Annotated in this window: 12 protein-coding genes; 4 read left to right on the forward strand and 8 right to left on the reverse strand. The window is 68.2% G+C overall.

The features are described from left to right. The first annotated feature begins 111 nt into the window (after positions 1-111). Genes ABD481_RS00140 through ABD481_RS00150 form a run of 3 tightly spaced genes read left to right on the forward strand, consistent with a single transcriptional unit; the run spans position 112 to position 2,815 of the window. Entirely contained in the window at positions 112-1,656 is a 1,545-nt protein-coding gene (locus ABD481_RS00140; RefSeq protein WP_344663364.1) for a hypothetical protein, read from the forward strand. Further along, positions 1,653-2,192 (forward strand): pyridoxamine 5'-phosphate oxidase family protein, encoded by a 540-nt coding sequence (locus tag ABD481_RS00145; RefSeq protein WP_344663365.1) that lies wholly within the window; start codon positions 1,653-1,655, stop codon positions 2,190-2,192. The genes ABD481_RS00140 and ABD481_RS00145 overlap by 4 nt, the downstream gene beginning before the upstream one ends. Further along, the gene (locus tag ABD481_RS00150) at positions 2,189-2,815 is read left to right on the forward strand and encodes a dihydrofolate reductase family protein (protein WP_344663366.1); all 627 of its coding nucleotides are present in this window, start codon (positions 2,189-2,191) and stop codon (positions 2,813-2,815) included. The genes ABD481_RS00145 and ABD481_RS00150 overlap by 4 nt, the downstream gene beginning before the upstream one ends. Positions 2,816-3,176: 361 nt before the next feature. Here ABD481_RS00150 and ABD481_RS00155 read toward each other — a convergent pair whose 3' ends face one another. The 6 genes from ABD481_RS00155 to ABD481_RS00180 form a co-directional block, all read right to left on the reverse strand. Continuing rightward, positions 3,177-5,111, reverse strand: a complete 1,935-nt coding sequence (locus ABD481_RS00155) for an NAD(P)-binding protein (protein WP_344663367.1) — start codon at positions 5,109-5,111, stop codon at positions 3,177-3,179. Positions 5,112-5,138: 27 nt separating this feature from the next. Then, positions 5,139-5,711 (reverse strand): hypothetical protein, encoded by a 573-nt coding sequence (locus tag ABD481_RS00160; RefSeq protein WP_344663368.1) that lies wholly within the window; start codon positions 5,709-5,711, stop codon positions 5,139-5,141. A 74-nt stretch (positions 5,712-5,785) separates the two neighbouring features. After that, on the reverse strand, positions 5,786-6,373 hold the full coding sequence (locus ABD481_RS00165; RefSeq protein ID WP_344663369.1) for a hypothetical protein: 588 nt from the start codon (positions 6,371-6,373) through the stop codon (positions 5,786-5,788). A 421-nt stretch (positions 6,374-6,794) separates the two neighbouring features. Then, entirely contained in the window at positions 6,795-7,679 is an 885-nt protein-coding gene (locus ABD481_RS00170; protein WP_344663370.1) for an alpha/beta fold hydrolase, read from the reverse strand. A gap of 38 nt (positions 7,680-7,717) precedes the next feature. Further along, a complete protein-coding gene (locus ABD481_RS00175; protein WP_344663371.1) occupies positions 7,718-8,527 on the reverse strand; it encodes an alpha/beta fold hydrolase in 810 nt (269 codons plus the stop codon). 14 nt (positions 8,528-8,541) lie between these two features. Then, the gene (locus tag ABD481_RS00180; RefSeq protein WP_344663372.1) at positions 8,542-8,847 is read right to left on the reverse strand and encodes a putative quinol monooxygenase; all 306 of its coding nucleotides are present in this window, start codon (positions 8,845-8,847) and stop codon (positions 8,542-8,544) included. Positions 8,848-8,927: 80 nt separating this feature from the next. Between ABD481_RS00180 and ABD481_RS00185 the strand changes: the two genes are divergently transcribed. Beyond that, entirely contained in the window at positions 8,928-9,545 is a 618-nt protein-coding gene (locus ABD481_RS00185; RefSeq protein WP_344663373.1) for a TetR/AcrR family transcriptional regulator, read from the forward strand. Positions 9,546-9,596: 51 nt separating this feature from the next. Here the strand turns inward: ABD481_RS00185 and ABD481_RS00190 are convergent, their stop codons facing one another. Both ABD481_RS00190 and ABD481_RS00195 read right to left on the reverse strand, forming a co-directional pair. Then, positions 9,597-9,872 (reverse strand): hypothetical protein, encoded by a 276-nt coding sequence (locus ABD481_RS00190; RefSeq protein ID WP_344663374.1) that lies wholly within the window; start codon positions 9,870-9,872, stop codon positions 9,597-9,599. A 28-nt stretch (positions 9,873-9,900) separates the two neighbouring features. Beyond that, positions 9,901-11,889: a hypothetical protein gene (locus ABD481_RS00195; RefSeq protein WP_344663375.1), complete on the reverse strand. Its 1,989-nt coding sequence runs from the start codon at positions 11,887-11,889 to the stop codon at positions 9,901-9,903. Positions 11,890-11,932 lie beyond the last annotated feature (43 nt).

An 11,932-nucleotide genomic window follows, 5' to 3' on the forward strand; every position in this document is an offset into this window, starting at 1 on the left:
CGCTGATCGCCTGGGCCGCCCATGGAACACACCATGCCAGGTCCGACAGGGACCCGGCAGATCGGCCAGGTGGCAGATGTAGTCCGCGTCCGCGGGGCGCAGGCTGGATCCATGACATCCACACCACGACCGGCCACTGGGCCACTGGTCGTCTCGAAAACGAACCCTCGCTACTTCACTCCTGCTTCCGGACCCGACGCCGGACGCGCGGTGTATCTGACGGGATCACACATCTGGAACAACTTCCACGACGGTATGGGCCCGGGTCCCTCGGGCCCGGCCGAGCCGGAGCGGCTGGACTTCGCGGCGTACCTTCGGTTCCTCACCGAGCGCGGACACAACTTCATCCGGCTCTGGCGCTGGGAGCAGTTCCGGTCGCAGGCGGCGGGCGGCAACTACCACCTGGACATGTCGCCGCAGCCGTGGGCGCGTACCGGCGCCGACGGCTCGGGCCCGGGCTCGGGCCCGGCCAAGGACGGCAAGCCCCGCTTCGATCTCGAACACTTCGACGACGCGTACTTCGGCCGGCTGCGCGAGCGCGTCGTCGCGGCCGGCGAGGCGGGCTTCTATGTCGGCGTCATGCTGTTCGACGGCTGGGCGTTGCACCTGAGCCCGCCGCCGGACCACATCGAGGGGCATCCCTTCCACGCGGCCAACAACGTCAACGGTGTCGCGGCGGCCTCGATCAACGATCTGCAGGTCCTGCCGTTGGATCCGCGCATCGCGGCGTATCAGGAAGCGTATGTGCGGAAGGTCGTCGACACGCTGCACGATCTGCCGAACGTGCTGTGGGAGGTGGCCAACGAGTCCTCCGGGGACGGTTCGGTGTCGAAGGAGATCGCCGACTTCCTCGGTATGGACGAGCCTCCGGTCTGGGGCGATTCCACCGATTGGCAGTACTGGGTGATCGACGTCGTCAAGCGGCACGAATCAGAACACGGTTATGCCACGCATCCGATCGGGATGACGATGCAGTTCCCCGTCGCCGACCAGACCAAGGTCAACGAGCCGTTGCTGCGCAGCCGTGCCGAGTGGGTCTCCCCCGGCTACGACGACGAGATCTTCGCCCAGGGCGGCCACCCGATGGCGCCGGGGTCGGCACCGTCGCGGTGGTTCGCCGACCCGCCGGTGGCGGACGGCACCCGTGTGGTGCTCAGCGACACCGACCACTACGCGCCGGGTCACGGCGACGCGTTGTGGGCCTGGAAGTCGTTCCTGCGCGGGCACCACCCGCTTCTGATGGACTACGGGCTGATCGCCGGTCTGGAACCGACCGGCAAGGCCCCCGCCGACACCGGCGTACCGCCGTTCGAGTTCTACGAAGCCGCGCGGTGGGCCATGGGTGACACCCGCCGTTTCGCTGAACGGGTCGAGCTGGTGGACATGGTTCCGCGCCAGGACATCGCCTCCACCGGGTACGCGCTGGTGAACCCCGGCAGCGAGTACCTCGTGCTGGAGCCGCATGGTGACGGCAGGGTGCTCGCGATCGACGTCCTTCCTGGTTCCTATCGGGTCGAGTGGTTCGACGTGACGGCCCGCGAGAGCGTGACGGCGGCTCCGCTGGTCGTCGAAGCGGCAGGGGTGGCGGAGATGGAGTCACCGTTCCCGTCGCACCCCGCGGTCGTCCATCTGCGCCGGATCGGTGCGGGTCGATGATGTGGGAGACCGTTCCGCGCCTGCTCGGCCAGCACCGCTACCTGGTCATCGGGACCACGAACGACGACGGGCGGCCGTGGGTCAGCCCGGTGTTCTTCGCCCCGGACGGCACCCATCGCATTGTGTGGGTCTCGGCACCGGATAGCCGGCACTCCCGCAACATCGCGGCCCGGTCGGACGTGGCGATCACCGTCTTCGACACGAGCGTGCCGGTCGGCGAAGCGGAGGCGCTGTATCTGGAGGCGACAGCCGGCTTCGTCCTCGACGAACAGTGCGCCGCGTCCCTCGCACTGCTCAACGACCGGCTGCCGACCGGCAAACGCCTCGAACCGGACGACGTCGGCCCGGCCGGGCCGATGCGCCTGTATCAGGCCACGATTACCGCGCACTACGTGCTGATTCGTGGCGGGGACACCCGCTTCGAGAACGTCACCGACGCGCGGTTGTTGGTCACCGAGGCCGACACCGAGGCACCGACTGAAAACGAGGCACTGACCGAAAACGAGGCACCGACCGAACTGGAGAAAAGGCCATGAACAACATCGTGCTCTACATGTCGATGTCGCTGGACGGGTTCATCTCCGGCCCGCAGGACGGCCCGGGACGGGGGTTCGGGATCGGCGGCGAGCGCCTCCACGACTGGCTGAGCCCCGGCGGCGTGGACCCCGGGTCGCACCGGCCCACCAGCGGACCCGGCACGGTGGTCTTCGACGAGGCGATGGCGACCGGCGCCGTGATCACCGGCCGCCGAACCTTCGACTTCGCGGGTCGCTGGGACGGCGACCACCACGACGGCGTACCCATCTTCGTGCTGACCCACTCCGCACCGGACGAACCGGCCCCGGGCCACGCGACGTACGTCACCGACGGCATCGAGGCCTGCGTCGCCAAGGCCAAGGCGGCCGCGGGCGACCGCGACATCCTCCTGCACGGCGCGTCCGTCGCGCAGGCATGCTTGCGCGCCGGCCTGCTGGACGAGATGGAGTTGCAGCTCGTGCCGGTGCTGCTGGGACAGGGCCGCCGGCTGTTCGAAGACCTGCCCCCGGATCACCATGAGCTGGAGTTGGTGCGTTCGCTGGAGGGGGCTGACGCGTTGTATCTGCGGTATCGCGTGCGGTCCAAGGGGCCCGAGGGGTCCAAGCGGTCCGAGAGCACGTAGGAGGAGGCCCGGCACCGCGCTGAGGAGAACGCTTCGACGACCGTTGTAGGCAGATCCGGCCGATCATTATGCGGGCACGAACATGCGGATCCCTCTACCTGAACGATGGTGCCAACGGCAGGCTTTCTGCTCGGAACCGATCCGCTCCCCTCGGAAGAGACCGGGCAGCGGATCAGTGCGCCGCAACGGGATCGGTCCTCGGCGGCGCACTCACGGCGGCTGGCGCGCTGCGCTGGACCGGGTTGGCGGCAGGGCGGGGCTGAGCCTGCTCGGCTTGGCGCTGTCGTAGGCCGCCGTGCCTCTTGCGGGGACGGTGGGGGCGGGCGCTCGGGCAGCCGGCCCTGCGGACCAGGGCCGTAGATCAGTGCAGGGTGGCGAGGTATTGCACGGCGCGGTAGGCCGATTCCAGGGCTCCGTCGACGAAGCCGTGGTTGGCCTGGTCGGTGGTGGCGACGGTGAGGCGGCCGACGGGGGTGCCGATGATGTCGGCGGGGGTGGGGCCGGTTGGCCAGAAGGGGTCGAAGGGGGTGCTGTACCAGCGGGCGTAGCCGTGGGCCCAGCGGTTGGTGGTTACGGCGGCTATGTCGGCGGCCGGGTCGAAGCCGTGGGGGCCCAGGGTGCGGGCCAGCAGATCGCGGATCGAGCGTTCCAGGTCGGCGAAGGTCAGGCGGGTCAGCGTGGTGCGGCCTTGTCTGGCACCGGCCTGCCGGTCCATGCCGGGGGCGGTGAGCGCCGCCCAGAGAGTGATGACGATGGGGTCGTCGGGACCGGTGGGGAAGCGGTAGTCGCCGATGTTGACGGGGGTGTCCAGGTACGCACTGCCCCAGAAGCCGCCGGGGACGATGAATTTGGAGACTCCCAGGCGTTGCCACGGACGCCAGTTGGTGACCGCCACGTTCGCCTTGATCAGCGGGTACTTCACCGCTTGGTGTCCAGCGGCCTTCTGGGCGTCGGACAGGTCGGGGGCGATGTAGGGGATCATCGCGTTCCAGCACGCCATCACCACCGCACCGGCGCGCACGGTGTACAGCGTGCCGCCGCGGACGTAGGCGACGTCCACGCCGCGGCCGTCCGGCCAGTGCTGCACGCGGACAACGGTGCTGGACAGCCGGATCCGCGGGTGTGAGGCGTCATGGTCGAGTCGGCTGTAATCGCAGTGGGCTGTGACCAGGTCCTCCATGGTGCTGCCGCTGATCGCTTGCGGGATCAGGCGGCGCACCAGGGCGCGGGCGATGGAGGCGTTGCCGTCAGGGAACTGATACTCGATGTCGTCGCCACCCCCGGCCCAGAATCGGGCGATGGTCTTGGACAGGCCGGGCCACGGCCCCTGGGTGAAGTCCAGGTTCAGGGCTGTGGTGCCCGGGTAGAAGGAGGCGGCGGCGTCCAGGGCCGGGAACTGGTCGACGTTGACGCCGGTGAACACGGCGGTGGCGTGCAGCAGGTAGCGATAGGCGTCGCCGGTCACCTGGGCGTACTGGGTCAGGAAGGCGCCGTAGCTGATCTGCCGAAGCACGTCGAGCGTCTGCTCCGGTGTCAGGCCTGGAAGATAGTTCCGGTCGCCGGCAAACACTTCGAGAAGCTTGTTCCTGCCAGCGCTGTCCAGCGGCGCTTCGGCCGGGATCTCCCCGAGCCCGCCGGCACCCAGGTAATCGGTACCCCAGACCTCCTTGGCGAAGAAGGTCGCCTGGCCGCCGGCGCCGTTGCGGGCGTAGAACGTGGGGTCGGCGAATGTGGACGGGAACTTCGTCAGATCGAAGCCGAGATCGTCGAACACCTGGAACGCCTCAGGCGGATAGGTGCCCGGGCTCTCGATCGTCTCCGAGCCACCGGCCCCGATCAGCGTACGGCCGGCCACGGTGAACTCGTTGCGCTTGGCGTGGCCGCCGAAATCGTCGTGCGGGTCCAGGATCAGGATCTTCGCCTTGGGGTTCACGTCGCGCAGGTAGTAGTGCGCCGCACTCAAACCACTGATACCTGCGCCCACGACGACCAGATCGTACGGACCGTCAACCGGCCTCGGCTCGCCGGCGTGGTCCCAGAACGTGCCGTCGCGCAGCGCGTGGGCGATCGCGAACGTGCTGTCGTAGCTGCCGCGCATTCCCGTCAACGCCGGTGGATACCCGCTCCCGCCGGGGTTGCCCGGCCGCGAGGAGGCCGCGGCGGCGGCCGGGGACGCGCCCAGCAGCGGCCCGGCGGCAGCCGAGCCGATCACCAGCGCGACACCGTCCAGGAAGTCACGCCTACTGATCCGCCGGTTCATGCCCAGCGAGTCGTCAGACCATTCCGAATCCCTCACCGGAGGCACCCCCAGACAGGCCGGCGGTCACAGGCCGGTGATGTCGGCGATGACGGTGCCGTCCTGGCTGGTGAGGCCGCCGGGGGCCAGGCAGTCCAGGGGGCTGGGGGGCAGGTAGACCCAGGTGAAGACGGCGGTGGCGCCGGTGAACTCGCCGGAGGTGACAGTCCCGGTGCCGACGTACTGCTGGATTCCGCCGGTGACGGTGACTTCGGTCTCGGTGAAGGCGACGCGGGAGGTCTGACCGTTGTTCCAGGTGACGCGGTAGCGGTCGGGAGCGACGGTGACGTACGCACAGGACACGCCGGTCGCGGAGAAGGAGCCGGAGGTGTATCCGCTGGTGATGGTGGTGTCGGTGGAGGTGCAGGTGTAGGCGTCGGTCTCGGTGACGGTCACGGTCTGCGGGGTGAAGGTCAGGCCGGGGCTGTAGGCGAGGTGGCTGGTGCCGGTGCACGTGAGGGTACTGGCAGTGGCGTGCGCGGGGCCGGCAGGAAGCAGGGTGTTGAATCCAGTTGCCGCTAGCAGGACGGCGGCGGAGCCAGCTGCGGAGCGGCGGGCCGATCGGGGGCGGGATGCGGTGGCGTGCCGGGTGCTGGTCATCGTGAAGTCCTTCGGGTGGTGGTGGACCGACGAGGGGCCATGTCCTGCGGTGGCGGAAGGTCGCTCTGGCTGGGTCACACGCCGGTGATCTGGACGAGGACGGTGCCGTTCAGGGTGGTGAGGCCGCCGGTGCTGAGGCACGCGAGGGGGTTGACGATGTAGGTCCAGTTGATGACGGCTGCGGCGCCGTTGAATTCGCCGGCGATGACGGTGCCGGTGGCGGTGTCCTGCAGGATGCCGTCGGTGATGGTCTCTTCGCCGACCAGGCCGCTGAGAGTGGAGGTCTGGCCGTTGTTCCAGTGCAGGACCAACTCGCCGGTGTTGGTGGCGGCTGAGATGTCGTCACAGGTGGCGCCCGCGATGGGGTAGCCATAGGGAGAAGTGTTGATGCTGGTGAGAGTCGTGTCGGTGGAGGTGCAGGTGGGGATGGTGTCGGTTTCAGTGAAGACGACGTTCCGTGGGGTGAGCTTGAGACCGGGGCTGTAGGCGAGCTGGCTGGTACCGGTGCAGGTGGTGGAACTCGCGGTGGCGTGCGCGGTCGGCAGCGGCAGCAGCCCGGCGGCGGCGAGCAGGGCTGCTGCGGTGACCGAGCGGCCGACGGGGGTGGGGAGGTGGTGGCGGAGGTGGCGGACGTGGTCGCGGAGGCGTCGGGTGCGACTCATGGGCGTGGCTCCGTTTCGGGACGTGGGCACGGCTGGCTGGCGGTACGGCCTGTGGGATGGAGCACGGCGTGGGGTCAGGGTCGGCTACGCCTGGGCGATGGCAGCGGCAACCGACCAGACCGCCTGCAATTGCCCCGGTTGCGCACGGAGCGCGAAGGCATGTGAAAGCACCGTTTCCAGGCGGTACGGGAAGTCCCGACGATTCGGGTATCGCGGGAATCATTGCAAGCGGGTGGCGTCCGGGCAAGACAGCACTCGTATTCGCCATGGGCGAGCGATGGCTCCGCGAGGCTCGCTCAGGCCTCTCTTAACCCGCGGGTTCAAGGCTCAAAGCTCATATAACGGAACCCTGACATAGCGTGCTGCCAGGCTGACAGGACTGTGCCAGGTCGATCGCCTTGCCCACGCGGCCCGCGAGCGGTCAGCTCGGGCTAACAGCCCGTTGCACGAATCGTCGCAGGTGTCTGCGAACGTGCTCGGGCTGCTCCAACCAGGGTTCGTGCCCACCACCGTCGATCCGAGTCAACGGCACTTCGAGGCGGCGTGCGAGTGATTCCAGTGCCGATACGGGCCGGGGATCAGCGACCCCGCCGAGCAGTTCGGTGTGCGTCGGCAGGCACGCTCGTAGTTCGTCGAGGTGCTGCTCGATCGGATCCGCATGGTTTTCCTTGCTCAGTTCGCTGTTCATGGCCCAGTTGACGGGGCGGCGTCTGCGGGCCTCGTGCGCGGCCCGGCGCCGGCCATGGTGAGAATCGGCGTGGTCGGTGAACCAGGCCAGAGTGAGCAGCTCGATTTCTTGTTCTTCTGTGCGACGTGCCAACGCCTCCAGCTTGCCAAGTCGCTCCTGCTGTGGCGTGGTCATGCGGCGGGCGCGTTCAGCTCGGTACGCAGTTCGCCAGTCGCCAACAAACGGTCCGCACAGCAGCAGCAACCCAGCCACCCGATCGGGGTGCGCCAGGCAGAATCTGCTCGCCAGATCGGCGCCGTAGGAATGCCCAATCAGCACCGCCCTGGACGCGCCCCACGCGTCCAGCAGTTCGGCGAGATCGTCGACATGGCGGGCGAGGGAATGATGGCCCTGCCACTCGGATCGGCCTGTGCCGCGCTGGTCGTAGCGGTATACCGGCGCAAGATCCGCGATCATGGCGGCGACATCGCCCAGGTAGTCGGGCAAGCCCGGGCCGCCGTGAAGCATGACCACCGGGAGTCGATGTGTTCTGTCTCCCATTGCGATCCAGTGGATCTGCGCTTCGTCGATCATCCGTGCAAGGCCCAGGGTCTCCGTCGTGGTCTGATCCGGTGTCACACCTCGCAGCATGACACCGGATCAGGCCTAACAAAGCACTACTGGTTGGACGCGCGGTCGAACGCTGCGATCGCTGCGCCGATCCGCTCCGGTGCCTGGAGGTTGAGCAGATGGTTCGCGCCGGGGATGTCGGCGTCGGTGCATGTGTTGAAGGCCTTGTGGAGAAGGGTTCGGCCTGCTTGGAAGAAGGGGCCGCTCTCGGTTCCGACCACGGATAGCACTGGTCCGGGGTAGGTGCCGGCGGCTTCGGTGTCCAGAGTCCAGGTGTTGAGGGCGGGCCACTCGTCTTGGTAGAAGAGTTCGGTGTCTCGGACGGCCTGGTCGAGGGCGTTCGGCCCGGCGGTCGCGACCAGGTCTTGCCAGTCGGGGCCGCCGAGGCCGGCGAAGGTGGCGGTGACGGCGCCGGTAAGGTCGCCCTCGGCGTAGAGGTCGAGGATCTTTGTCATGCCGGATGCGAATTCGGTGCCGCCGGGGACCTGCATCAGGATCGGTTCAAGGAGTATCAGGCTTCTTACTCGCTCTGGTGCCGTCAGCGTGGTCTCAAGGGCGATCACGCCTCCGTAGGAGTAGCCCACGAGGTGTGCGGAGTCGAGGCCGAGGGCGTCGAGCAGGGCTAGCGCATCAGTGGCCTGACGCTCTACGCCGATCGGGAGTGTGCGGCCGCCGCTTCCGGCCATTCCGCGGCGGTGGTAGCGCAGCAGGCGGCGGTGCGGGGTTGCCGTGGCCAGTGCCGCTGCCAAGGGTGCGAGTCCGGTGGCGAGGTTGGAGCCGTGGATGAGGAGCGATGGCTCGCCGGCTCCGGTGTCCTCGTATTCGATGTCGATGTCGTCGATGCGGACGGTCTTCATGGTGTGGCGGTGGCTCAGGCGGCGGGGAGTTTGGCCGCGATGACGTCCACCTTCTCGACGGACGGTGACTCGGCGAACAGGCGCGCGGCGAGTTCGCCGCTCAGTGCGCCGCTGTTGGCGTCGAGGTGCGCCTGACGGTTGGCCTCGTCGACCGAGGCGTCGAAGACCCCGAAGGTGGTGGGTCCGAGCCGGAACGCGAACCAGACGACGGTGGCCGTCTCGTGCCGTACGTGGTCCACGGCCGACTTGAGCATGGCTTCGACCTCCTCCGCCTGGTCCGGCTTGGCCTCGATGCGCAGGAGCAGTCCCACAGTGAGCATCAGTGTCTCCTCAACTTCTGTACCGATCGTTCGAGAAGTAAGCTAGCAGACTTCTCGAACGATCGGTATACAATTGCTTCATGCGCACCGGAAGACCCCGGTCGTTCGACCGCGAAGAAGCCCTTGAGGGCGCGATGGCCGTGTTCTGGGAGCACGGCTACGAGGCGACGTCGATCGCCCAGTTGAGATCGGCACTCGGCATCGGCGGCCCCAGCCTGTACGCCGCCTTCGGCGACAAGCGCACCCTCTTCTTCGAGGCGCTCGATCGCTACCTGCGCACCTACGGTGCGTTCACGCAACGCGCGCTGGCAGAGGAGCCGACCGCCCGGGGCGCCATCGCCCGGCTGCTTCACGAGGCGGCCGCCGCCTACACCCGGCCCGATCGCCCACCCGGCTGCCTGCTGATCTCGGCCACCACCAACTGCTCGCCGCAGTCCGCCGAGGTGGCCGACCGCCTCCGCGACATCCGCTCCGCGAGTGCGGTGGCATTGACGGCCAAGCTGGCCGAGGGCGTCCGCGCCGGCGAACTCCCCGCCGAGACCGATGTGCACGTTCTGGCGGGATATTACGGCGCGGTCATCCGCGGGATGTCCGCGCTGGCGCGCGACGGAGCCACGACGGAGGAGCTGGAAGCGATCGCCGACGCGGCGCTTCGTGCGTGGCCGACAGCTTCGGGAACGGGGGTCGCAGGATCCTGAGCTCGTTCCGCCGCCGGCTCGGCGCCATCACCGACGTCCCGCTTGTCGCTATCAGTCCCCTGAATGACCCCAGAACGCGACAGCCTCGGGAGCGGCGTCTCCGTGGAGCACCACACAACGTCCGGTCCAGCGGCCATCGTCGTCGTACAGCGGGGAGTGCTCGCCCATGAAGCCCGCCCAACTGTCTTCGTCCTTCTCGTCGCCGGACCACAGCTCAGCGATGTCGGCGGGACGGTCAGCTTCTGGCCAGCTGCTGAAGAACTCGGCGAAGACCTGATTCTGCAACGCGGCGAACGTCTCCTCGACGCTGCCGTGCCACGGCGCCACATAGCTCCATCGGGGATATTTGCCCGTCTTACCTGTTCCGTCGCCCCTTCGCCGGCCGTCGCCCGGAATCCTGTTCCGCCTCGGCGACGGCCCTCGGCGAGCCCGGCCATGGCCCGATCGCATCGTCGACCGCGAATCCGTCGACCGCTTGCCGAGGATTGGTGTTCATCGGTGCGCTCCAGCCGGCTGCCGGCTCCGGCTCCGTCTGCTGAAGCAATGGAATGTCAGGGTTGATCTCCACGGCCTTGACCTCGACGCCGGCGGCGGTGTGCTCGACCAGGACCATCGCATAGTCCGGGAGCTGCTGCAGCACCCGCGGTTCCACTGTGTATTCGTAGACCCGCTGCGCGGATTCCGTATTCGACCACTTGTCGCTGTTCGAAGCTGTTGAGGTCTGGCCCCAGCTCCGATCACTATTGCGGGTCTGCGACCGGGACCGGCCCCAGCTGCGCGACGGCGCGTGAGTCAGGCCGGCGGACCTGATTCCGCTGTCCCTGCCGACAGTTTGTGACAAGCCTTCCGACCCGCCATCGCTGTCCGACAGGCTATGCGTCTGCTCTCCCCCGAGGGTCCGGGTCAGACCGGATATCTCGAAGCGGTGCTCATGACCGATGAAGTCCGCCGCGCGCGCCGCCTCCTGCGGGTTGCCCAGGTTCATGAACACCACTGGTCCCGCGCCCAGCATCTCGAACGATTCCTGGCGCAGATGGCGGAACATCACGACCAGTCGGGTCCCGCGCCGATTGCACAGGTCCGACAACCGCTCCAGGTGTCGGGGCGCCAGCTCGTCCGCGCCGGCCACCACCAACGTCGCCACCTCGGCGTCCATGGCGATTCGCCGTGCCGCCCACGCCACAACCAGGTCGGCCAGGAAATCCCCGACCCCGCTGCGCCACGTCGTGGACATCGCCATGCATTGCAGATCCGCCGCCGGCCGCCGCTGAGAACGCTGACCCAGCCCACTGAGCGAATCCGCCAGCGCTTCGATCACGCGCAGGCTGCTGGAGGACTGCTCTCGATACGACTCGGAAAACACCTGGCCTGCCAGGGCGTCGCGTTCGGTCGGAGACAGCTCGTCGCCGGCGTAGGGCTCGTTCAGCAGGATCCTGGCGCCGGCGGCGATTCGGGCCATCGTCAGGCCGCCCGCGGCCAGCTGGTCGCAGAGCGCGCCCAACAGCCGGGCGTCAAGTACGCGTTCGCCGCGTGTGGCCTTGCTGTCGCCCCCGTGCAACGACTCGATGAAGATGTCCACCAGCGACGGCACGTCCAAGCCGACCAGCAGGTCGCTGTCGGCCGACTCGGTCGGCAGCAGCTGCACGTCGACGTCCAGGCCTGAGGCGGTCGCCCCGCGCGCCAGTTCGCCCGCGATCTGTTCGCCCGACAAGTCCAGGACCACCATCGGGCCGCGAGCGGCCAGGGCCGAGGCTCCGAACACCGTCAGAAACGCTTCCCAGCCCCACAGGTTCCCGCCGACGACATCGATACGGCGATGTCCCGGTGCCGGGGTGGAGAGCCAGCGCGGCATGGAGGACACCCGCTGAGTCTCTTGGTCCTCGAAAGCGGCTTTGCGGGCCGACCAAGCCTCCAGGGCAGCCTCGTGACGATGCACTGCGACCGTCTGACGGCGGGATCCGTACCGGCGGACCAAGGACAGATGTCCGAGCAGCAAGCCCACCCACAGCACAGCCACCGCGACGGCACCAATAGCACCCGAGATCAGCACCGACTGCGGCGACAGGTGGTGGTCCGGCTTGGTATCGCCGTGTACGAGCACCGTCCAACCCACCACCGCACCGGCCGCCGCCAACCTCCACGTCCAGGCCAGACGTCCGGGCAGCTTGCGCCGCACGATCTGGAGGCGGTCTTCCTTGCCCTCGGCGGGCGGCGCGGGGTTGGGTGGGGGCTCGGTGAAAGCCTGGCGGAACTGGTCCCGATCAGTGACCGTCCACCCCATGCGTTCTTCCGGCGCGAACAGCGCCGGCCAGGGCGCCGGTTCTCCGACAGTCTTGTCCGCCATGACCACCGGTCTCCCCAAATCCCGCCGCGCTCAGAAACACCGA

It is taken from the genome of Catenulispora yoronensis (genome assembly GCF_039531695.1).
GTDB classification, from domain to species: Bacteria; Actinomycetota; Actinomycetes; order Streptomycetales; family Catenulisporaceae; genus Catenulispora; species Catenulispora yoronensis.

Excerpts from the sequence above, each read along its gene's own strand:
- ABD481_RS00140 (WP_344663364.1), top strand. The coding sequence starts at position 112 with ATGACATCCACACCACGACCGGCCACTGGGCCACTGGTCGTCTCGAAA.
- ABD481_RS00145 (WP_344663365.1), top strand. The coding sequence starts at position 1,653 with ATGATGTGGGAGACCGTTCCGCGCCTGCTCGGCCAGCACCGCTACCTG.
- ABD481_RS00150 (WP_344663366.1), top strand. The coding sequence starts at position 2,189 with ATGAACAACATCGTGCTCTACATGTCGATGTCGCTGGACGGGTTCATC.
- ABD481_RS00160 (WP_344663368.1), bottom strand. The coding sequence starts at position 5,711 with ATGACCAGCACCCGGCACGCCACCGCATCCCGCCCCCGATCGGCCCGC.
- ABD481_RS00165 (WP_344663369.1), bottom strand. The coding sequence starts at position 6,373 with ATGAGTCGCACCCGACGCCTCCGCGACCACGTCCGCCACCTCCGCCAC.
- ABD481_RS00175 (WP_344663371.1), bottom strand. The coding sequence starts at position 8,527 with ATGAAGACCGTCCGCATCGACGACATCGACATCGAATACGAGGACACC.
- ABD481_RS00180 (WP_344663372.1), bottom strand. The coding sequence starts at position 8,847 with ATGCTCACTGTGGGACTGCTCCTGCGCATCGAGGCCAAGCCGGACCAG.
- ABD481_RS00185 (WP_344663373.1), top strand. The coding sequence starts at position 8,928 with ATGCGCACCGGAAGACCCCGGTCGTTCGACCGCGAAGAAGCCCTTGAG.
- ABD481_RS00195 (WP_344663375.1), bottom strand. The coding sequence starts at position 11,889 with ATGGCGGACAAGACTGTCGGAGAACCGGCGCCCTGGCCGGCGCTGTTC.